Origin of the sequence: Devosia rhodophyticola (genome assembly GCF_028816475.1) — a bacterium.
Lineage (GTDB): Bacteria > Pseudomonadota > Alphaproteobacteria > Rhizobiales > Devosiaceae > Devosia > Devosia rhodophyticola.
Window position 1 is genome coordinate 177,386 of the sequence record NZ_CP118247.1, and the last position, 21,114, is coordinate 198,499.

The window sequence follows — 21,114 nt, forward strand, 5'->3', positions numbered from 1 at the left end:
GGGAGGCTCTAATTTGGCGAGATTCCCCCATGCGCTGGCTACAGATTGCCGTTCTTATTCTTGTATTACCACTGGCCGCCTGTGCGGGAATGCGGCCAAGCACCTATCTCGTCGATGTCAAAGGCCCCTATCTGCTCGACACCGGCGATGCGGTGCGTGTCACGGTATATGGTGACGCGGACCTGACCGACACCTACCGGGTCGATGACAGTGGCGCGGTTGCCTTCCCCCTGGTGGGGCCGGTCGTGGTGCGCGGACAAACAACAAAGGTTGCCGCCGCCCGTATCGCCCAGGCGCTGAGCAATGGCTATATGCGCAACCCGAATGTTGCGGTCGAAGTAGCTGAATATCGGCCATTTTTTATCCAAGGCGCTATCAGCAACGCTGGCCAGTTTCCCTATGTCTATGGCATGACCATTCGCGCAGCGATCAGTACCGCTGGTGGGTTTACCGAAACGGCGGATCGCAATCAGGCCACGATTTACCGACGGCAGGACACCCAGATGGTCAAGGGCAGTGTCGATCTGGACTATCCAATTTACCCCGGCGACACGATTGTCGTTGGCGAACGCTGGTTCTAGGGACATTTTGGTGACGCAATCCAAGCTTCGCGTGCTGCAGGTGATGCGGGCACCAGTCGGCGGGCTGTTTCGCCATGTTGCTGATCTGACGCGCGAATTGGCATCGCGTGGCCATGAAGTCGGGCTGGTTGTCGATAGTATTGCCAACGACAGTCAGACCGAGGAGCGACTCAAGGCTTTGGCAGAGTTTGTGCCCCTGGGTATCCATCGAGTGGCGATGCCGCGTGTTTTGGGCAAGGGCGATTTGCTGGCGCCGATGGCGGTGCGTCGACTTTGCCGCGAGCATAATATCAATGTTGTGCACGGGCACGGTGCCAAAGGCGGATTTTATGCGCGGCTGGCGCGGCTAAGCGGCGCCCAGGTTGCGGCGCTTTATACCCCGCACGGCGGTGTGCTGCATTATTCGGGAAAGTCACCGACAGGGCGGATATTTCACTTTCTCGAGCGGGCGCTGATGCGCCAGACCGCGGCGGTGATTTTTGAAAGTCATTATGCCAAAGCAACCTACGCCACGGTTATCGGGGAGCCGACCTGCGGCAGCGCCATCATTCACAATGGTTTGACCGCCGAAGAGTTTATCGCGGTCACTGCCGACAAGGATGCCGCCGATTTCGTCTTTGTGGGAGAACTTCGGGCGCTCAAGGGCATATTTCCACTCGTCGAGGCCATGGACGGCCTCAAGCGTGCCGACGGCAGCCCGGCAACATTGGTCGTTGCCGGAGACGGCGCCGAGCGCGGCGCGATGGAAGCAGCTATTGCGGCGCGCGGTCTCGGCGATTTTATCACATTGGTTGGCGCGCAGCCGGCGCGGGCAATGTTCGCACGGGGAAGGATAGCCCTCGTGCCGTCTCTGGCAGAGTCCCTGCCCTATGTTGTGCTTGAGGCGGCAGCGGCGCAATTGCCCGTGATCGCGACGAATGTGGGCGGTATTGGCGAAATTTTCGGACCGACGGCGGACGACCTGGTGCCCGCGGGGAGCGCGGATGCGTTGCGGGATAAAATGCAGGCATGCCTTGATCATCCAGAAGCTGCTGAGGCGGCGATGAAAATTCGGCTGGCGCATATTGCCGAGCAGTTTTCGGTCAAGCGGATGACGGACGCCATTGAAGCGCAATATTTGTCCGCAATACCAACAAGCTAGTATGTCGGCTTTCATCGTCTTTTCATTCCTTTGACCAATAATGCCCCCCTAAAAAGTAGCAGGCGGTGGCGTAATGTATCGAGTAGACCCCCAGCAGGCAGCGACCGCGCAGGCCGACAAGCGTGCCAGCAATGGTGGCGCCAAGCGCGTATTATCGAGTGCAGCGGAGGCCATCATCAATGCGCCGGCCGAGCCAACGGTATCCGGGTCGCTCGTTGTCGGGGTCGCTCAAGTCGTTGAAGCGCTGCTGCTTACTGTGCTGGGCTATGTGATTTTCGAAATTTATCTTCAGGGCGAGCAGCGCGGCTTTTATGTGGCGCTGGTTTTTGGCGCTGCCTTGCTGACCAATGTACTGCTCAATATCGGTCGGACGCACCGCATTGCTGCCTATCGGACAATATTCACTCAAATCAGCCGGGTCCTGCTGGGCTGGGCGATTGTCATGGCATTGCTGGCAATCGGCACATTTTTGTTCAAGGCATCCGACCTGGTATCGCGGATCTGGGTTCTGAGCTGGTTTGCCAGTGGGGCCGCGCTACTGGTTACCTATAGATTGGTGCTGCGCGCATTTGTGATGCGGATGACGCGGCAGGGTCGGCTGAAACGCCGGACGGTTATCGTGGGCGGCGGCAAGGATGCTGAGGTCTTGATCGGCCAGATACGGCAAGGCGCGGATAGCGATATCAGGCTGTTTGGCCTGTTTGATGATCGTATTGATGATCGTTCACCCGAAATGGTGGCGGGGTGTCCAAAACTGGGGACGGTTGCGGATCTAGTGGAATTTGCCCGACGCACCACCGTGGATCTGGTGATCGTTTCCATGCCGCTTTCCGCTGAAAAGCGGGTGTTGGCAATGTTGACCCAGCTTTGGGTCTTGCCGGTCGATATCCGGTTGTCAGCGCATATGAGCACGCTCAAATTTACCAGCAAGGCCTATTCTTATGTTGGCGACCTTGCTGTGCTGGATATGGCCGATCGGCCGATTTCGGACTGGAACCTGGTATTCAAATGGATATTCGACAAGGTCGTGGCGGTTGCTGCGCTGATCCTGTTGTCGCCTGTCATGGTAGCAACAGCGATTGCCATTAAACTGGAAAGCCCCGGCCCGGTGTTTTTCCGGCAGAATCGGCACGGCTTTAACAATGAACTGATCAAAATCTTCAAGTTCCGCTCGATGCGCACGGATATGGCGGATGAAAGCGCCAGCAGGCTGGTAACCAAGGACGATCCGCGCGTAACCCGCGTTGGCAAGTTTATACGGCGCACATCAATTGATGAGTTGCCGCAGCTGTTCAATGTTCTCAAGGGCGAGCTGTCAATTGTTGGCCCCCGCCCGCACGCCTTGCAGGCCAAGGCGGCCAACCAGCTTTATTATGAAGCGGTCGAGGGTTATTTCGCCCGCCACCGCGTTAAACCGGGCATGACGGGCTGGGCCCAGATCAATGGTTGGCGCGGTGAAACCGATACGATCGACAAGATCATGCAGCGGGTTAATCACGACCTCTACTATATCGAGCATTGGTCGATCCTTCTGGACATGTACATCGTGGTGATGACACCGCTGTCGCTGGTTTCAAAGAATGAGAACGCCTATTGAGCGCCATTGAGTACTCTGGTGCGCTGAATTCGGCTGCCGAGCAAAAAGGGCTCGGCACTGCTTATTTGCGTGCGCGGGCGATGCGCACGCTTGATCTACTGGTGGCCTTCTGGATTTTCACCGGCGGCCTGGTGCTGGTGGAACCATCGCCCTATGAATTTTCGTTCCTGCTGGTATTGCCGATGGCATTTATTGCCGGGATCGGCCTTTATCGCTCGACGCTGGGGATATTGGCGATCCTGATGGTGTTCATACCGTTCGCGTTGATCGCATCGTTTCAGGTGAACTACGCCGATTTCATGGATGCATTCGTCTTCGTCATCGTGACGATATTCATGTTTTTGACATCGTATTTTCTGGCCAATTATCTGGCCGAAGCGACGTTGCAGCGAACACGATTGATCATCAGAGCCTATACCGGCATTGCCCTGATCTGTTCGCTGATCGGCATTCTGGCCTATCTCGGATTGATACCCGGGGCCGATCTCTTTGTGCGCTATGGACGCGCCAAGGCAACGTTCAAGGACCCCAATGTATACGGTCCCTTCCTTATCCTGCCGGCCGCCTTTGCCCTGCAGCGCGTTCTTTTGGCGCGCGGGTCCAAATCGTTCTGGGCTGGCATGGTCTATCTGGTTCTGTTCGTCGGCATTTTTGTGAGCTTTTCGCGCGCGGCCTGGGGGCATCTGGCGGCGACCTCGCTATTGGTCATGATGCTGGTATTCTGGCTTGAGGCCAATGCGCACGACAAGGTGCGGATCATGATCCTATCCATTGTCGGCACCTTGGGGCTGGTGGTGGCGCTCGGCGGGCTCTTGAGCGTTCCGGCGGTATATCAACTGTTTGAAACCCGGACGGCTTCGCAGAAATATGATGGCGGCTCTACCGGCCGTTTCGGACGGCAGGGTTATGCGTTTGACTTGGCGCTCAGTAACCCATGGGGCATCGGGGCGGGCGAATTTCACAATCTGCGGATCACCGAGGAACCGCACGACACCTATGTCAGCGTGCTGCATGTTTATGGCTGGGGCGGCGGGGCAATGTATTATCTGTTCGTGCTTGCCACACTGTGGCGCGGCATATCCAGCTTACGGCATCAATCACCTTATCGATTATTGATGATCCCGGTGATATCGACATTTTCGATCTTGGTCATAGAGGCGGCGATCATCGATATTGATCACTGGCGCCATTATTATCTGGTCGCGGGCATGATCTGGGGTTTGTCGACCGCCATTCGGAACGGGCCGCAGGGGTCAAGCCATCGAGACGAGGCGCTGGTCTAGATAGCCCTCAGCGAGGCGGGCGGTATTTTCTGCAAATCGGGGCATGTGTGTTTGTGCAAGGCCGGTTTCACTATGTGAGCCGATCCAGGCCAGAAGCGCCATGCGACGCAACAGGATCATGGTGTCGATAGCGTTTCTGTCGGCACGTTCGAGCGGACGAACCCGTTCATAGTTGTCCAGCCAGGCCGCTTTCCATTGGTTGACCATTGGGTGGGCTTCGTAGAACGAGATGGCAGCGGCAAACTCATAGGCAAACCAGCAAAAGCCGCAGTCGTCGAAATCGATCAGGGTAATGTTGGCGCCGTCGGCCAGCACGTTGCCCAGCCGCATATCGGCGTGGATCAGACCATAACGATGTGGGGCAGTTCCATATCGGGCAAGATTGATGCGCAGCGCCTCGTCGAGCCTATGCAGAGTTTTGGCAACTGTGTCGTCGACGCCGGGTGCGATACGCCAATTGCCCCAGAGGCCGTCGGCATCCAGAATATGAGCGGCACTCCAGTGTTGGCGCTCGAAGTCGGGAGGTTGACGCCAGTTTTCGGCGTGATCGTGCATGATGGCAGCGTAGGTACCCAGTGTTGCAAATAGGCCGATCAAATCTTCATCGGCGCGCAATTCCCTGCCCGGCGCAAATGCGAAAAGAACGGCGTGGCGATTGTCCCCTGCCCCCAGCGCCAATTCTTGCAGATAGGCACCGTCGTTGCCGATGATGGGGCGAGCCAGATTGAGGCGATCGTCGGCGGCGAGCGCCGTCAGCCACGCCAGCTCGCTCTTGATCGCCGCTGTGGTTTGATAACCCGGCCGGTGCAGGCGAAGAGTGAAGCGCGGGCCCTCAGGACTATCGATGCGGTAGGTGTGGTTTTCCGAATAATTGATCAGCGTAACGCTGCAATTATGGGTGCCGGGCCAGCGGGTTAGCGCCAGTTGTATCGTGCTTGGATCGGGCTGGGTTTCGCTATCGTGCATATTCTATCCCAGATGGCCCATGTGGCCATCTTGCAAACCAGCGATGGGAGTGGAAATGGTCGGAGCGGCAGGATTTGAACCTACGACCCTTTGTCCCCCAGACAAATGCGCTACCAGGCTGCGCTACGCCCCGACTTCTGGGAGACATACGGAAATGGGCGATTGGGCGCAACCCTCATTTTGCAGACCGTGTGAACAAAGTGAGATTTTTTAGGCGATGCGGTTCTTCGTGGGACCAAAAGTCCCACGAAGGTCCCACGAATGTTCTAGCCATGTTCACGCAGAAAGCGGGCTAGATTTCTATGCGATGACAGTGATATTCCGAACTTTTGACGCTTACCTGGGAGTTGCGGGACGCGGTCACGTCTGCAAAAGATTGGGTCGGTTACTCCGCTCGACCGAAAAGGCCTCGAGGCAACCGACCTGATGCGACCGGCAAGCCGGCCTGATCAAGGGCGGGATGGATCGGATATCCCTTCGACTATGCCATCCTGGCGACCACCCGATGACGCTTGCACGATAGAGTTGGATCGTGCCGGGCTCGCATGTGTGCGAAATCCTCTCACCTGAAAGTATCCTCCCGGACGTAACGTGGAAGCTGATGCCTCCGTTGACACCAGCCGTCCGTTTTCGCCCAGTTGGGGGCGGCGATCAAGCATGCAAGCTCTATCCCCAGAGGACCCAAGAAATTTGGCCTGCGACGGATCGAAATATCATGTCGCTGAGCAGAGCCACTTTCATGGCGTAGGGTCAGCCTTACCCTCAAGCGCCGAAGCGAAAACTGCGGGAGGCGTCCAGTCGAAGGTTACCCTATGCCTGCCAGGTCCGACCAGCGTTTCACTTGCGTCGTTGCACTCATTACCGTCGACCATGGCGTTGGTATAACTCGGACTCAACCGCAAAACACCAGTTGATCCTTCGGGCACCTCAATGTCGTACGTGACGTGGCCGTCGCTTTCGGTCCACTCGGCGCGTATGGTGCCATGGTCGCATTCGTGATGCGCACGAACCGGCGACAGATTGGCAATAATGCTGGGCTCGAAGACGATCTTGGCGAAGCCTGGCTCGACTTCGTCCGGGCGGAAGCCTGACACCGACTCAATAAGCCATTGGCACACAGCGCCATATGCGTAGTGATTATACGAGTTCATTTGCGGGTTGTATATTTTGCCGTCCGGCTGGACTGCGTCCCAACGTTCCCAAATGGTAGTTGCCCCCATCTTGACCTGGTAAAGCCACCCTGGCACTTCTTCCTGCAGGAACATCTGACCGGCCAAGCCCGGCTCGCTAATCTTGATCAGCGCAGGCAACAATGCCGGAGTGCCAATGAATCCGGTTCCGATACGCCCGTCCGTCCGGGAAATTGCGTTCTTGAAGTGCTCCTTTGCCGCCTCCACGCGGTCGCATGGAATAAGATCATGCAAAAAAGCCAGCGCATATGAGGTCTGGTCGTCTCCGGCCACTCTCCCCGATGGCGTGATGAATTCCCTAGCGAATGCCCGCTTAACTTCATCAGCCAGGTCACGAAGACGATCTGCCTGCTGGACGTCGCCAACGATTGCGGCAATACGGGCGACGTGGCTCGAAGCGATGTACAGGTAAAGTGTTGCCGCTGCTTCGTCACTGATCGTCGGCAGGGGCTTCGCGCTGGGGCCGCTCGGCTGAAGCCAATCGCCGAACGAGAATCCGCGTGCGCCCCAGGTGCGTGGTGGCCTGACGATCGGCCCGTCGCTAATCGACCAGACGAAGTCCACCCACTTAACCATGGCGGGCAACACCTCGGCGAGAAAGTCTCTGTCCCCATGGTGCAAGTACAACTGCCATGGGATTACCCAAATCGCGTCCCCCCAACCCGTGGAACCAAAGAAGCCCGGGAAGTTCTCGGGGTGCAGGCGGGTCGGGTCTGGAACAACATGAGGGATCGCGCCGTCGTCCCGTTGATCTGCCATGACATCCCTGATCCACTTCTTAAAGAAGCGGTGCACGTCAGCCAGGTAAAGGGCCGTCCCGGCAAAGACTTGGGCATCCCCCGTCCAGCCCAGGCGCTCATCTCGTTGAGGGCAGTCCGTGGGCACCTCGATGAAGTTGGCGCGTTGAGACCAGATGGTGTTCTGCACCAATCTGTTCACAAGTTGATTTCCGCAGGTGAACGAGGCTTTCACGTCAGACACCGAACTTATCGGGATGGCGACGATGTTGAGCACCTCCGCCTGGCCAAGCACGCTCACCCTGGCGTATCGGAAGCCTTGGAAGGTGAAGTGCGGTTTGTAGGCCTCCCTGCCCGACCCGTTGAGAACGTATTCTATTCGCGCGTCAGCGGTGCGATAGTTCTCGTTGTAGAATTCCCCTTCTTCATCCAGAATTTCGGCATGCTCCACAACAACCTTTGCGCCCGGTGCTCCGAGCACCTCGAATGAGACGTAGCCTCCAAGATTCTGGCCGAAATCATAGAGCAATCGTCCGGCAGCATCCCTCCACTGCTTTACCACCGGCACCGCTTCCAGTTCGCGGACTGGCCTGGCCTCGCAAGGGATCAAGCGCTCTAGGTCGAACGGCATGGCCTCGACTCCATGCGAGGCTTCGGGCGAGACACGGGCGTCAAATATCTCCCCGAAATAAATCCCCGACTTCAGAATCGGAAGCAGTCCACTCGACCAGGTACCGTCCGTGACGAGCACAGGATCAGGGCTATCCGGGAATGACCTCAGTTCCGCGATAGCAGCCAGCCGATCGCCCCAAGTGTTCAGAATCGGCTCATCGCCCCACATCATCCGGGACCGAAGCCAGCCATCGGCCAACCAGATTTCAATGTGATTTTCTCCGCGGTTCAGAAGATCGCCCACATCGTAAGCCTGGTAACTCAATCGCTTGTCGTAGCTCGTCCAACCCGGCGTCAGCAGGTCCTCGCCTATACGCCTCCCGTTGATGAACGCGATGTACAGCCCAAGTGCGCTGATCCGCAGCACTTCTTTGCCGGTAATGGCATCCAATCGAAAACGCTTCGAAACGAACGGTGCAGTCGACCCTACGCCTTCGTCGCAAAGCGGTCGTACCATTCTGGCCGATCGAAAATGCTCAGCGGCATATCCACTCTGGGTATCTTGGGTGACAGAACTCATAGCAATTCCAAACGATGTCGAACTTCTGTATATCGTTTTCCGAAACCTGATGCCTTTGCAAGCACAAATTTTCTTTTACAATTATCTTGCCGTCACAATTTCGATGTTCCAATTTGACGATCATTCAGAAAACGTTGTACACGCATTGCGCCGTCGTGAATAGAGGATTCCCATGACCCAGACTTATCGAGATGCCAATGCTCCAATCGAGATTCGCGTTTCGGATCTAATCGGTCGGATGACCCTGGAAGAAAAGGCTGCGCAACTTTGTTGTCTTTGGGAGAGAAAGCCCGAGTTTCTGGATGACACGGGTGAATTCGCCCCCGACAAGGCGGTGAACGCGCTGCAACACGGCATCGGGCAGATTTCCCGCATCTCTGACTATCGAGGGTAGCCGTGTGCTTGCTCTCAAGTTCGAGGCGGGTCTGTTCGAGAACCCCTATCTCAACCTCGAGGACGCCCTTTCCCCAGTGCACGCAGAACGCGACGCAATCCTGGCGCGCAAGGCTGCCGAAAAGGCTCTGATACTGCTCAAGAACGACGGCATTCTGCCGCTTTCGGTCTCCGCCCCGCTGAAAGTCGCCGTGATAGGGCCGAACGCCGACGAAGCTCTGCTAGGTGGGTATTCGGGTGACAGCAACGAGAAGATCGGTATCCTGGAAGGCCTGAAGAGACTGGCCCCTTCCAGCTTCGTCATCGAGCATGCTGTTGGCGTTTGGATAACACCACCCGACGAGCTAGGTCGCCATCGTAGCTTCTCGCAAACCGAACCGGCGCTCCGCGACGAGAACCTGGCCCGGATAGAGCAGGCGATCGAATTGGCGACCCGGTCCGATATAATTGTACTTTGTGTTGGTGACGTTCCTGCGGTTACGAGGGAGGCCGTTGCGCCCGAATTACCGGGCGACAGGAGCACCCTCGGCCTGTGGGGAGATCAAGACCTGCTTATTGATGCCTTGGCGGCAACGGGTAAGCCGCTGGTGATAGTTCTCCTGAACGGCCGTCCATTGGTGATCAACAAAATGACCGAGACAGCGAACGCCATTGTCGAGGGTTGGTATCTGGGTGAAGCGACCGGCCTGGCGGTTGCAGATGTCCTCCTGGGAAACACAAACCCGGGCGGCAAGCTTCCGGTCTCCATTCCGGCTTCCGTCGGCGAACTGCCGGTCTACTACAATCGACACCCGTCAGCAGATGTGAATCAGTACCTCGAGGGTGCCCGGCGTGCCCTTTTCCCATTCGGACACGGGCTGAGCTACACATCATTTGAAATTTCCTCGCCGCGGCTGTCCTCGTCGTCGGCGCGATCAGATGAAACCGTTCAAGTCGTCGTGGACGTTACGAACACGGGACCCGTGGCCGGCGACGAAGTCGTGCAACTCTACGTTCGAGACGATTTCAGCTCGCTTCCGCGGCCCGTCATTGAGCTTCGCGGGTTCGAGCGCATCCACTTGCATCCTTCTCAAACAAAGACGGTGGAATTTTCCCTCGGAGCCGCTGAACTAGGCTTCTGGAACGTGAACCTCGATTGGGTTGTTGAGCCCGGGTCCTTCACGATCTCGGTGGGACGCAGCTCGCAGGATCACAAATCCACTACTTTAACCGTAGTCTGAAGGGACAGTCCCTTGGCCGAAAGGGATACCAGCATCAAGCTTGGCGGCTCTGGCAAGACCCGGCAGGTCAACCCAAAGCCAACGTCGCCCGCTACGACACGCTGCGTGGCAAGGATGTTATCGGCATTGTTCATGGGTGCCGCTCCTGCGTTCAGGAGCGCTTGGCCACTGCCCGCATGTCATGGGCGACTGTGACAGGGGGCAGAAGCACACCACCGTCGGCAAAGATGGTCTGCCCCGTTATGTAAGACGCAGCGTCTGATGCCAAGAAAACGCAAAGACTAGCGATTTCAGATGGCAAGGCAGTGCGCTGCATGGCGATCAACGGAGCTGCCAGGTTATCGCCGGCATCATAGCGGGCCCGCTCCTCAGGGGTCTCAGAAGTATTGATATACCCGGGAGCAACCGCGTTGGCGCGAATCCCATGGGCCGCCCATTCCACCGCCATGCTTTTCGTCAGGCGGTTCAGCCCTGCCTTGGCAACGCCATAGGCAGCGCTGTCGAACCAGACACTACGCGAGTGAATCGATGAGATATTGATGATCGAGCCACCCTGCCCTCGCTCGACCATGTTCTGCGCGATAAGTTGGCTGGTGATGAAAGGTGCCCGAAGATTTAGGTTGAGCCCGCGTTCCCAACTATCCAGAGAGAGCTCGGCCAAGGGACCGGCTGAGTATTGCCCGCCCCCTGCATTGTTCACCAAGACATCTATCTGACCAAACGTCTTGATGGCTTCGATTGCTGTAGCTTTGCAATCGTCGATATCCATCAGTTCCGCATGCATCATAAAGACCTTGCGACCCACGGCTTCTATCTGCCTAGACACCTCGCGCGCTTCGAATTCGCTTCCCCGATAGGTGAAAGCAATGTTGGCACCCGCATCGGCCAGGGCCAAAGCAGTTGCCTTGCCGATGCCATGGCTGGCACCAGTTATGAGAGCGAATTTGTCTCTGAGAGGGAGAGTCAATTTGTCGTCCTTGTTCATATATGAACCGGAGGCAGGATGAGCCTGCCTCCGGTCTCGCTTCGGCCCCCGGAGGGGTAGCGAGGCGTAGCGGGATCAGCCGGCTTTCGCCAAGGCTTGCCGTTGAAGTCTCCGGGCGCGTTGCTTTCTGGGGTCGGCAAGGGGCGCGGCAAGTTGGAGCCGCTTCGTGTAAGGGTGACGCGGCTCGGCGGTGACTTGGGCCGCCTCACCGATCTCCATGATCTCGCCCTGATAGAGGACAGCGATCCGATCGCTGATATTGCTCACCACGCCCAAGTCATGGCTGATGAAAATGTAGGCGACACCAGTGGCCTGTTGCAGGTCTCGGAACAGCTTGAGAACGGTAGCCTGGGTGCTCACGTCCAATGCGCTGGTTGGCTCGTCGCAAACGATCACCGATGGTCGCAGTGCCAGTGCGCGGGCGATAGCGATGCGCTGCCTCTGTCCACCCGAAAATTCTCTGGGATATCGCGATCCCGCATCGCTGGGCAGACCCACGGCGTCCAATAGTTCGCGGACTCTTGCAGTGCCCTCCTCCACTCCGGCTGCGGCAAGTGGCTCTACCAGGATGCTCTCCACCGTCATCGCCGGGTTTAGCGACGAATATGGGTCCTGGAACACTGCCTGAATATCACCGGCCAGGGACCTACGTTCGGCCCGGCTAATATTGCTGATCAACCGTCCTCGAAACGAGATGCTACCACCCCGAACCGGAGCAAGTCCCAGGATCGCGCGTCCAATTGTCGTTTTCCCGGACCCGGATTCGCCGACCATGCCAAGGGTCTCTCCGGGAGCCAAGTCGAAGTTTACTCCGCGGATGACGTTGGTATGCCCGCCGCGCGTGGGAAAGCCGACAACAAGATCTTTCAATGAAAGTAGCGGCGGTGTCATGATGCGATCTCCATCAACTCGACACTGCGCGACGAGCGCAACAACTCGACGGTGTAAGGATCGCTCGGACTGTCGAAAATTTGCTCCACCCCGGCATTCTCGACGAAGCGACCATCCTTCATCACCGTGACTGTGTGGCATAGATCGGCCACAACACCCAGATTGTGAGTTACCAGGATCATAGCCAGGCCCCGCTCCTCACTCAGTTCGCGGAGCAAGTCCAATACTTCGGCCTGCACGGTCACATCGAGGGCCGTTGTTGGCTCGTCGGCAACGATAATATCAGGTTCGGATGCAACTGCACCGCAGATCAGGACCCGTTGTGCCATGCCGCCAGAAATTTCGTGCGGATACATTTTCATGACCCGCTCGGGATCCTTGATACCGACCCGCTGTAATAAGGCCAAAAGAATCTCCCGTGCCTCGGGTCTGGACATCGGTCGGACCGCGCAAAGGCCATAAATCAACTGTGCACCGACCGTGAAGGAAGGGTCTAAATTGGACATGGGTTCCTGCGGGATATAGGCGATCCTGCGACCTCGAGCGGCGCGCATTTTTCGAGGATCCGCCATCAGATCCTCACCATTGAGAAACACGCTTCCGTCCAGGACCAGAGCCTCTCTTGGAAGGATGCCGAGAGTAGCAAAGGCGATTTGCGACTTTCCGGACCCGGATTCTCCAACCAGACCGTGGATCTCCCCGCGGCGCAAGTCAAAGTCCACGCCATGCACGACCTCGCGCACTTCGCCATCCGGTGTCAAATAGCCGATGCGCAGGCCGCGGATTGACAGAATGGAATCTTTAGACGGTTCAGCTGTGGCAACCTCGCCGATAACAGCGGCGGAACGTGCAATAACGCTTCGACGCTGCCTTGCTGACAGCACTTTGTTCCGTGACGACGACTGCAACACATCGCTCAAAACGTTACCGAGCAGGACGAAGGCCAGAATCGTGATGCTAATCAGCAAAGAGGGCCAAACGACACCCCATGGATTGTTGTAGATGCCGTTGAAGGAACGCTGCAGGGTTGTGCCCCAGGATGCGGCGGCGGGGTTACCCAGCCCGATGAACGACACGCCCGATTCAATCCCGATACCCGCAGCCATGATAAAGGAGCTGTGAATGATGATGGGTGCACGGACCGCCCAGAGCACATGCCGCCCGACGATGCGCAGGTCGGACAACCCCGACACACGCGCGGCGTCGATATAGAGTTCTTTCCGCACTGTGATGACGATTGAACGCACCAGTCGATAGTAGGTCGGCGCCACGATAACGCCGAAAACACCCATCGCCGCTGGCAAGTTGGGACCCGTTACGGCATAGAGCGCGATCAGCAGCACCACGCCGGGCAAAGACATGATGGCATCAGAAACGAAACTGGCCGCCGTCTCGAAGATACCGCGGTAGAAGCCGGCGACCAGTCCACTAGTGGCGCCGATGGCGGCAGAGACCGAGACCACGATCAGAACGGCAATTAGCGTCTGCCGACTGCCCCAGATCAGGCGCGAGTAAATGTCGTAACCGGCGCCATCACCGCCCAGCGGGTGCCCCGGTGTAAAGGGCTTGGCATTGGTAGCCGCAAGATCGGTGACGTTGACGTCGTAAAGGGCTAAGGTCGGCGCCAGAAGTGCCACGGCAACCAATAGCACCAGATATGAAAGCCAGATGAGGCCTTGCCGGTTGCGCAGCAACTGCAACAGTGTCGACTCTCGGCGAATGGGCGCGACCGGCGCTACGGTAGCGGAGTGTGCGGCCATGTTGGAACTCTCCGCCATCACGAACGCGACTTGGGGTTAAGAAGGGCTACGCCGATATCGGCGAGAAGATTGGTGGCCAGCACCAGGACGATGGTCACCAGCACCGTGCCCATGACCATAGGGACGTCGCTGATCTGGGCCGACGCATTGGCGAGTTGACCCATGCCGGGTAAGGCGAAGACCAGTTCGATGAACACTGCACCGCCGAGAAGCGCGATCATTGTGAGGCTCAGCGCAGTCAGCCCTGGCGCTGCCGCGTTGCGCAGCACATGGCGGAACAACACCAGCCTCTCGTCGATGCCGCGAGCGCGCAGCGTCCGGACGAAGTCGCGGTCGAGCATATCCAGCATGGCTGAGCGAATCTGGGTGGCTACGCCGGCCACCGCGCCGATCAACAAGGCCGAGACAGGCAACACCAGAGACATGAACCACTGCGTGAGGTTGCGGTGTGGGGGCACATAACCGGTCGCTGGAAACAGACGCCACATCACTGCAAAGGCGAAGACCAGAACGATGGCGATGACATAGCCCGGCACGGCGGTACCCAGAACCGAAAGCCACTGCACCACCCGGTCGATCCAGCCGCCTTTGACAGCGGCAAAGACGCCAAGCAGAACGCTGAAGATCGCAGTAAGCCCCAACGTCATCAGCACGAGCGTCAGCGTCACCGGGACGCGGTTGGACAAAGCTTTGCTGACTGACTCGCTGGTATAATAGGAGCGGCCCAGATCGCCGGTGACGACACCGGCGATCCAGTTCCAGTATTGTACCAGCAGGGGACGGTCGAGGCCGAGCTGCATGATCTTCTGTTGGATGCTCTCGGGTGAGGCGCTCAATCCGAGGACGGATTGAGCGATGCCCGGGGCATTGCCGTACATCAGTGCAAAAGTCGCAAAAGTCACGACCAGCACCACGCCAATGGAGCGCAGGAGACTTTTTATTAGAGAGGACATGGTTTCCTCCTGTCTCGCCTCGACCGCATGCGCTACTGGAAGTCGCGCAGCTTAGGAGTCAGCGCCTCAGCGTCGGACTGGGTCGGGATGGAGACCTTTTCCGGGTTGAAGGCGTAAGTTGAGCCCATGTAGACGAACGGCGCAAACCAGGCCTCGTCCACGACGTAGCGGTTAATCTCCTGCTGTAGGGCGGCGCTCTCCTCGGCCGAGGCAGTGGCGATCTTTACCCAGCGACCGTCGATGAACTCGTTTCCGACATGCTGCAGGTTCCACCATCCATCGACAGTAGACTCGACGTAAATCTGGAACGCGGAGTTGCCGTCATTTCCGAGCTGCCAAAGTACGACCGGGAACTTGCCGCTGAGCAGATCACTAATGGCGTTGGCACCGGACAGCGGTACCTCGGTCACCCGGATGTTGATCAGAGCCAATTGCTGACGGACATACGGCAGCAGCGTCTCGAAGTTCTGGCCGGTCATGGTGGGAAATTCGAGTTCGAAGCCATCGGCAAAGCCGGCTTCGGCCATCAGTTCCCTGGCCTTCTCCACGTCGAATGGATAAGGATCTTCGAGATCCACGATATGTGCGGCGGTGCCCTTCCTGTACACTTGAGCGGTCGGCTCGGCATTGCCCAGATAGAGATGCTCGGCCATCGCGGCCTTGTCGAACACCATGTTCATCGCCTGGCGAACTCGAACGTCACCAAGCGCCGGAATCTTGGCCCCGGTACGATCGGAGATGATCAGGCGCGGCGTCTGGCCGAGGAACTGAATAACCTCCATTCCGGCGGCCTTGACGGTTTCCAAGCTGCCAGCGGCAACCAGGGTGGCGTCAATCTGGCCTGTGGTCAGGGCCGAAACGGCAGCACCATCGGCTGTGATCACCTTGATGACGAGATTGTCGTAGGGATAGTCCGATGCGTTCCAGTGATCGGAGTTCTTCTTGAAAACGTATTCCGAACCCGTCGTCGTTGCACCATCGTCTAGTACATAAGGGCCGGAGCCGATAGGAACGTCCCAATTTCCCGCAGCCAGGACGGTCATGGGCAGAATGTTTGCGCTGCAGATCTTGTTGTTCAGGATCGGCTGCGGTTCCGGCCAGCTGAGCGAGATTGTCTGAGCGTCGGGCATCTCAAACTCAATGTCTTCGTAGTCTGCGCCGCGGCCGCTGGTGGTCAAGAACTCGAACGATGCCTTGACGTCCTCAAGAGCTACCGGCGAGCCGTCGCTGAACTTCAGGTCCGGACGAAGTTTGGCGGTGAAGGTGCGGTTTCCGTTGGAGACCTCCCAAGATTCGGCCATGTCGGCCTCAAGTCCGCCGACGGAGTTGCACTTGACAAGGTTGCCCCAGACAGCCTCGGCGGCCCAGTTCTGGTAGCCTGGCTGATTGCCCGGGTTCCAGCCGTACATGTCCAGCGTCGCGCCGAGAGTAAGTAACTCCTTCCCGGCGACGGCGCCAACGCTGCCTGCAACCATGATGGCCGTAACGCCGGCGGTAGTCACCAGGCGCGAGATAAATTGTGGTGTGCCTATGGACATGATCATTCCTCCCTTGTCCTCACGTTATATACAACGTTTTCCAAACAAGCTGTCAAGTGCGCACTTTTTTGGTGTGCTCAGCCATGAATAGAGAGGCGTGCCCGCTTTGGATGACGTTTGACGAAAGCGGACAAGATGGTAAAGGTGTGGGTATCTGGATGAGGTAGATTGCATGTCGGGAATAAGAAAACGCAGCAGCGGCGCGACCCTGCGCGATGTCGCCAGTGACGCCGGCGTTTCGTTCTCCGCCGTGTCAAAAGCGCTCCGAAACGCATATGGCGTGAGCGACTCGATGCGCCTGCGGGTGCAAGCTTCCGCTGAGCGCCTCGGGTATAGGCCACATGCGGCGGCCCGGGGGCTGCGAGGAAAGACTTTTACGCTAGGCGTCTTGGTTTCGGACCTGCACAATTCCTTCTTCTCTGAGATTTTTGGGGGCGTCTCTGATACAGCCAGCATGGCGGGCTATCAGGCCATGCTCGGCGTAGGTCAGGTGCAGCCGGTTGTCGAAAACGCGGTCATCGACGCCATGATCGACCGCCAGATGGATGGCCTTTTATTGGTCGCCCCTTCAATGTCACCTGCGGACTTGGAAATCGTTGCCGAAGAAGTTCCGACAGTCGTGATCGGAGTCCACCTTCCGCATGCAACCTCCTTCGACACAGTCAACAATGACGACGAGACTGGCGCGCGACTGGTGGTCCGTCACCTTCAGGAGCAAAGCATTTCGGACATCGCCTTTTTCACGCTGGCAGGTCTGCCAGAGGCACGAGGAACAACGCTCGAGTTTCGCGAGCGGGGGTATCGCGACGAAATGCAGCTTCTTGGGCTGCAGCAACATATTCAAGTGGTGGGAGCATCAATGGATTCTGGCGAAATCCGTAGTGCTGCACTGCGCCTGCTCTCCGGAAAGCGACGACCAAGAGCTGTCTTTTGCTGGACAGACTACGCAGCCTTCGAGGTCATCGGCGTTGCCAAGGAACTTGGGCTCAGTCTCCCCGAGGATCTAGTAGTTGTGGGTTATGACAACACGCCATATTGCGCGCTGCCGCAACATTCACTCACCAGCATTGATCAGTTCGGGCAGCTGCTCGGCCAGCAAGCCACTAGACTATTGCTGGAACGCGTCGCCGGACGGACAAGTCCTGAGCATTTCGTCGTTAAACCTACCTTGGTTACTCGTGATAGCACAGTCATCATTAAGCCCTCGGTCAGCTCGAATCTGTGACCGTCAAAGAACTTTGGCTACAGTTACGGTGGTGTACATTGCGGCCACCGTGGCGCCCTTGTGGCAAAGGTGTACACAGTCTGCTGTCCCGCGATTCACGCTCAAGGTGCATTGCCGCGGCGTGAACCGACTGACCGCTTGAGTGGCAGCAATGGGGCGCGTTGCAGCGTCGCGTCCCCTTCGCGCCGGTATTTATGGGCCAGAGTTGGCAAATCCGATCTGTGCTTCAGTTTCGATCACACCGGGATCAGTGATCGGCATTTGCGGATGATTTGGCGCCTTGTGGGCTGGCGCAAAAATCGTCGGCCCTTTCGTGAATGCGCGCGTAGAACGAATGTAGGCCGATCTCGACTGATTGAACTGCCTGGCGGCAGCGGTCGAGCGCGATTTTGGTGGCCTCGGTATCGGATAGATCAGACACCAACTTGTGGTGATCATCGGCCAGTGATTGAAATGCCGGCGAGAGGGCGAGGGCTTCATCTCCCACCAGAATATAGACTGGTTCGCGGACGGAGATGCCTTTTAGGGCGAGTGATCCGGCGGGGAGATAGGCGAGATCCGCCGTGAGATCGCGGACGGCTTTTGTGACCAGAATATCGTAGCCGACGGCCCGGCAGGCGCCTTCGATGCGGCTCGATAGATTGACCGTTTCGCCGATGCAGGAATAATCAAAGCGCGACTCCAGCCCCATATTGCCAATCAGCGCGGGGCCCGTGGCAATGCCGATGCCGACAGCCACGGGTTCGCCGCCAAGGCCTGGATCATTTTGCCGGTTCAGCGTTGCGAGCGCTAAGCGCATGCCCAGCGCCGCGCGACAGGCGTGGCGGGGATGGTCATTTACGGCGATGGGCGCGTTCCAGAATGCCATAACGGCGTCGCCCATGAATTTGTCGATCGTGCCCAATTGCCCGGTGATTTCGGCACCCATGGCGCCAAAAATTGTGTTGAGCAGACGAACCAGCGCGGCGGGTGGCAGTCGCTCGCTGATACCGGTAAAATTGCGGACGTCGGAAAACAGCACGGTCAATTCGCGGATTTCGCCGCCGAGGCGGAGTTCGGCGGGGTTCTTTTCAATCCGCGTCAGCAGTGTGGGTGCTACATAGTGGCCGAAGGCGTTGCGAATGCGTCGGCGATCAGCGTCGGTACTGGCAAACTGGAAAAACGCCATGGCGGCATAGACTGTGAGTGCGCCGAGGAAGGTAAAGCTGGGGTCGACAAGCAATCCCCATTGGGTGAAGGCCAACCAGCACGCGGTGACCGCCATTGCGGTGGCGATGAGCGAGAACACCAGCCCCACAAAGGGGCCGGAAAAAACCGTGAGTACCGTGATGACGATGCCGGTGAGGGCAAAAAGGGCCATTTCCAATCCACCGACCCAATCGGCGCGGTTGAGGAAAGTGCCGGTGAGCATTTGCTCGATCGCCTGGGCGTGGATCGAGACGCCGGACACGTCCTGGCCCAAGGCGCCAGCGCGGACATCGCCAAGGCCGGTTGCCGACGCACCGATGAGCACAATGTGTCCAGCAATGTCCGGTGCGAGGGCAGAAAAATTATCGCCAAGAATGGTGGCGGCGGAAATGCTCATCGCAGGGTCAAGACGACGATAATAGAGCCAAAGGCCGCCGTCGGCTGAGGTGGGAACGGTCAGATCGCCGATGCGCAAACCATCGACGGCGGCCGCGCCGGAGGTATCACCCAACACAACGAGAGTGGAAACGCCCATGGCAATCCGCAGCGCTTCGACCGAGAGCGCGGGGTAGACTTTTCCGCCACTTTGCCAAAGCAGCGGCAGGCGGCGCACAACGCCACCGCCGGCGGCCTGTTCAAGACTGACAACGCCCAAACCTGCGGCGGGTTCAAGCAAGGCCGGAAGGGGCATGGTGGCGCCGGTCAGGCTAGGTAGCGCCGCCAACGGCGCGTCGCCGGTCAAGGCAATGCCTGATTTTGGCTGATCGGGCAGATTTGGACTGCCCAAATTATCACTCATACCGAGAATGGCGGGCGATTGTCCCAGTGCCTCGGCAAATTCCGTGTCCCCTCCCTGCCCTTGTGCGCCAGGCCGGTCGGGTTCGGCGAATAAAATATCGAAAGCGATTGCAGCGGCGCCCAGTTTGGTCAGGCGCTGGGTCAGGGTTGCCAGGACTGTGCGGGGCCAGGGCCACTGGCCGAGTGCCACCATCGAGGCTTCGTCGATATCGATAATGCGAACCGGCAGGTCGATGGCAGGGCGCGGCTGGATCTGCTGGAACAGATCGAACGTCGCCTCACGCGCGACGCGCAGCGTGTATGGGTCCGAGGCGCGCAAAATGGTCAATAGACCGACGAGGACTATACCCAGGAAAACTGCAGTTGATCGCCAATTACCCATCAAAGCGGCTGCGCGGCCTCCCGGTCTGATCCGTGAGTGACAAGGCTGGGACGGGTTCGGCAGTCGCGGCGAAAATCGCTGGGCGACATGCCGGCGAGTTTGCGGAAGGTCTTGTTGAAGGCGCTGAGCGAACCAAAGCCGCTATCCATGGCGACCTGCAGCACGTTGACATCATCCTGCATCAACAATGCCTGCGCGTAGCTCAGGCGAAGCAAATTCACATATTCATTGATGGTCATCCCGGTGGATTTCTTGAAGATGCTCATGGCATATTTGGGATGGATGTCGACAGACGCGGCAATATCGACACTGTCGATATCCTCGCGGAAATTTTCGGCGATATAGTCGCAGATGCTCGAGATATTGGCGAACCCCTGCGCATCATTGCCCGGAATTGCGGCGGCCGCAGTCTCGTTGGTGCCAATCATGCGGAAATGCTCGAAGCGAACGCGTTCGATGCGCAGTAGCAGCTCGTTTATGGCGTGATCGGCACGGATGGGATCGCCATGACGCATGTAGCCTGACCAGCGCTCGAAATTGGCGGCGTCGGTGCCGTCTTCGGCTTCTGTGACCAGCGTGGCGCCGTGGATGAGCCGGTCATGCAATGTTGCGGGCAAATGCAGGCGGAAGAAGTGGATCAGTGGCAAATGCGCGACAAAAAAGAACGCATCGTCGGATGTATCGACCATCTGATGGGGCAATCCGCCCCAGAAAATGCAGAGTTGGTTTTGCTGCAGTCTGAAGCGATGCCCGTTCATTGAGTAATCGACCCAACCGCGGAACAGGAAATTGACCTCAACCTGCGCATGCCAATGGGGCACGTGCATGATGCCGGGCTGCCCATGATCGACCAGGAGCACATTTGGCGCGCGTCCGGCCGAACTCAGTGAGCTGTCCCAGTAGCGTTTGGTGAGGTTCTTACTTTCCAACAAGTTATTATTCCCAATGGGGAGGACTTAGGCAACTTTCGCGCTAATCTAGAAAGCGCTCCGGCCAAGAGCAAATGAAAAGGGAGGAATGGGGGCAAAGGCCACCCATTGACATTGCGGCGCCCGATTGTCGGCGACAGAACAGGCGCCGCCAAAACTCCATAC

Annotated in this window: 17 protein-coding genes and 1 tRNA gene; 7 read left to right on the forward strand and 11 right to left on the reverse strand. The window is 58.0% G+C overall.

The annotated features are described in order from the left end of the window. The first annotated feature begins 29 nt into the window (after window positions 1-29). The 4 genes from PSQ90_RS00915 (at window position 30) to PSQ90_RS00930 (ending at window position 4,602) form a co-directional block, all read left to right on the forward strand. Window positions 30-581, forward strand: coding sequence for a polysaccharide biosynthesis/export family protein (locus PSQ90_RS00915; RefSeq protein WP_282211571.1), 552 nt, complete (start codon window positions 30-32; stop codon window positions 579-581). A 10-nt stretch (window positions 582-591) separates the two neighbouring features. Beyond that, window positions 592-1,722: a glycosyltransferase family 4 protein gene (locus PSQ90_RS00920; RefSeq protein WP_282211572.1), complete on the forward strand. Its 1,131-nt coding sequence runs from the start codon at window positions 592-594 to the stop codon at window positions 1,720-1,722. 73 nt (window positions 1,723-1,795) lie between these two features. Then, entirely contained in the window at window positions 1,796-3,319 is a 1,524-nt protein-coding gene (locus PSQ90_RS00925) for an undecaprenyl-phosphate glucose phosphotransferase (RefSeq protein WP_282211573.1), read from the forward strand. Continuing rightward, window positions 3,316-4,602: an O-antigen ligase family protein gene (locus tag PSQ90_RS00930; protein WP_282211574.1), complete on the forward strand. Its 1,287-nt coding sequence runs from the start codon at window positions 3,316-3,318 to the stop codon at window positions 4,600-4,602. The genes PSQ90_RS00925 and PSQ90_RS00930 overlap by 4 nt, the downstream gene beginning before the upstream one ends. Here the strand turns inward: PSQ90_RS00930 and PSQ90_RS00935 are convergent. The 3 genes from PSQ90_RS00935 to PSQ90_RS00945 all read right to left on the reverse strand — a co-directional run bounded on the left by PSQ90_RS00935 (window position 4,573) and on the right by PSQ90_RS00945 (window position 8,687). Then, complete coding sequence (locus tag PSQ90_RS00935; protein WP_282211575.1) at window positions 4,573-5,568, reverse strand: phosphotransferase enzyme family protein; 996 nt, start codon at window positions 5,566-5,568, stop codon at window positions 4,573-4,575. The genes PSQ90_RS00930 and PSQ90_RS00935 overlap by 30 nt on opposite strands. 56 nt (window positions 5,569-5,624) lie before the next feature. After that, window positions 5,625-5,701, reverse strand: a tRNA-Pro gene (locus tag PSQ90_RS00940). 604 nt (window positions 5,702-6,305) lie between these two features. Continuing rightward, window positions 6,306-8,687, reverse strand: coding sequence for an alpha-L-rhamnosidase (locus tag PSQ90_RS00945; protein WP_407648145.1), 2,382 nt, complete (start codon window positions 8,685-8,687; stop codon window positions 6,306-6,308). A gap of 172 nt (window positions 8,688-8,859) precedes the next feature. Here PSQ90_RS00945 and PSQ90_RS00950 point away from each other — a divergent pair, with 172 nt between their 5' ends. Then, window positions 8,860-9,081 carry a hypothetical protein gene (locus tag PSQ90_RS00950; RefSeq protein ID WP_282211576.1) on the forward strand — a complete coding sequence of 74 codons (222 nt, stop codon included), beginning with the start codon at window positions 8,860-8,862 and terminating at the stop codon, window positions 9,079-9,081. A 4-nt stretch (window positions 9,082-9,085) separates the two neighbouring features. Beyond that, the gene (locus PSQ90_RS00955) at window positions 9,086-10,300 is read left to right on the forward strand and encodes a glycoside hydrolase family 3 C-terminal domain-containing protein (RefSeq protein ID WP_282211577.1); all 1,215 of its coding nucleotides are present in this window, start codon (window positions 9,086-9,088) and stop codon (window positions 10,298-10,300) included. Here the strand turns inward: PSQ90_RS00955 and PSQ90_RS00960 are convergent. The 6 genes from PSQ90_RS00960 to PSQ90_RS00985 form a co-directional block, all read right to left on the reverse strand. Then, window positions 10,270-10,434: a hypothetical protein gene (locus PSQ90_RS00960; protein ID WP_282211578.1), complete on the reverse strand. Its 165-nt coding sequence runs from the start codon at window positions 10,432-10,434 to the stop codon at window positions 10,270-10,272. The two genes, PSQ90_RS00955 and PSQ90_RS00960, sit on opposite strands and share 31 nt — an antisense overlap. 17 nt (window positions 10,435-10,451) lie before the next feature. Then, window positions 10,452-11,267, reverse strand: a complete 816-nt coding sequence (locus PSQ90_RS00965; RefSeq protein WP_282211579.1) for an SDR family NAD(P)-dependent oxidoreductase — start codon at window positions 11,265-11,267, stop codon at window positions 10,452-10,454. A 93-nt stretch (window positions 11,268-11,360) separates the two neighbouring features. Then, window positions 11,361-12,176, reverse strand: a complete 816-nt coding sequence (locus tag PSQ90_RS00970; RefSeq protein WP_282211580.1) for an ATP-binding cassette domain-containing protein — start codon at window positions 12,174-12,176, stop codon at window positions 11,361-11,363. Further along, a complete protein-coding gene (locus tag PSQ90_RS00975; protein WP_282211581.1) occupies window positions 12,173-13,936 on the reverse strand; it encodes a dipeptide/oligopeptide/nickel ABC transporter permease/ATP-binding protein in 1,764 nt (587 codons plus the stop codon). Before PSQ90_RS00975 ends, PSQ90_RS00970 begins: the two co-directional genes overlap by 4 nt. 17 nt (window positions 13,937-13,953) lie before the next feature. Then, window positions 13,954-14,889 (reverse strand): ABC transporter permease, encoded by a 936-nt coding sequence (locus PSQ90_RS00980; RefSeq protein ID WP_282211582.1) that lies wholly within the window; start codon window positions 14,887-14,889, stop codon window positions 13,954-13,956. A gap of 32 nt (window positions 14,890-14,921) precedes the next feature. After that, entirely contained in the window at window positions 14,922-16,433 is a 1,512-nt protein-coding gene (locus PSQ90_RS00985) for an ABC transporter substrate-binding protein (RefSeq protein ID WP_282211583.1), read from the reverse strand. Window positions 16,434-16,599: 166 nt separating this feature from the next. Here PSQ90_RS00985 and PSQ90_RS00990 point away from each other — a divergent pair, with 166 nt between their 5' ends. After that, window positions 16,600-17,652, forward strand: coding sequence for a LacI family DNA-binding transcriptional regulator (locus PSQ90_RS00990; protein WP_282211584.1), 1,053 nt, complete (start codon window positions 16,600-16,602; stop codon window positions 17,650-17,652). A gap of 247 nt (window positions 17,653-17,899) precedes the next feature. Here the strand turns inward: PSQ90_RS00990 and PSQ90_RS00995 are convergent, their stop codons facing one another. Beyond that, window positions 17,900-20,020: a CHASE2 domain-containing protein gene (locus tag PSQ90_RS00995; RefSeq protein WP_282211585.1), complete on the reverse strand. Its 2,121-nt coding sequence runs from the start codon at window positions 20,018-20,020 to the stop codon at window positions 17,900-17,902. Further along, the gene (locus PSQ90_RS01000) at window positions 20,020-20,949 is read right to left on the reverse strand and encodes a helix-turn-helix domain-containing protein (RefSeq protein WP_407648226.1); all 930 of its coding nucleotides are present in this window, start codon (window positions 20,947-20,949) and stop codon (window positions 20,020-20,022) included. Before PSQ90_RS01000 ends, PSQ90_RS00995 begins: the two co-directional genes overlap by 1 nt. Window positions 20,950-21,114: the final 165 nt, after the last annotated feature.

What these genes read in the sequence shown, in the direction of transcription:
- PSQ90_RS00915 (WP_282211571.1), top strand. Translation starts at nt 30, where the DNA reads ATGCGCTGGCTACAGATTGCCGTTCTTATTCTTGTATTACCACTGGCC.
- PSQ90_RS00925 (WP_282211573.1), top strand. Translation starts at nt 1,796, where the DNA reads ATGTATCGAGTAGACCCCCAGCAGGCAGCGACCGCGCAGGCCGACAAG.
- PSQ90_RS00935 (WP_282211575.1), bottom strand. Translation starts at nt 5,568, where the DNA reads ATGCACGATAGCGAAACCCAGCCCGATCCAAGCACGATACAACTGGCG.
- PSQ90_RS00945 (WP_407648145.1), bottom strand. Translation starts at nt 8,687, where the DNA reads ATGAGTTCTGTCACCCAAGATACCCAGAGTGGATATGCCGCTGAGCAT.
- PSQ90_RS00950 (WP_282211576.1), top strand. Translation starts at nt 8,860, where the DNA reads ATGACCCAGACTTATCGAGATGCCAATGCTCCAATCGAGATTCGCGTT.
- PSQ90_RS00960 (WP_282211578.1), bottom strand. Translation starts at nt 10,434, where the DNA reads ATGAACAATGCCGATAACATCCTTGCCACGCAGCGTGTCGTAGCGGGC.
- PSQ90_RS00970 (WP_282211580.1), bottom strand. Translation starts at nt 12,176, where the DNA reads ATGACACCGCCGCTACTTTCATTGAAAGATCTTGTTGTCGGCTTTCCC.
- PSQ90_RS00975 (WP_282211581.1), bottom strand. Translation starts at nt 13,936, where the DNA reads ATGGCCGCACACTCCGCTACCGTAGCGCCGGTCGCGCCCATTCGCCGA.
- PSQ90_RS00980 (WP_282211582.1), bottom strand. Translation starts at nt 14,889, where the DNA reads ATGTCCTCTCTAATAAAAAGTCTCCTGCGCTCCATTGGCGTGGTGCTG.
- PSQ90_RS00985 (WP_282211583.1), bottom strand. Translation starts at nt 16,433, where the DNA reads ATGATCATGTCCATAGGCACACCACAATTTATCTCGCGCCTGGTGACT.
- PSQ90_RS00990 (WP_282211584.1), top strand. Translation starts at nt 16,600, where the DNA reads ATGTCGGGAATAAGAAAACGCAGCAGCGGCGCGACCCTGCGCGATGTC.
- PSQ90_RS00995 (WP_282211585.1), bottom strand. Translation starts at nt 20,020, where the DNA reads ATGGGTAATTGGCGATCAACTGCAGTTTTCCTGGGTATAGTCCTCGTC.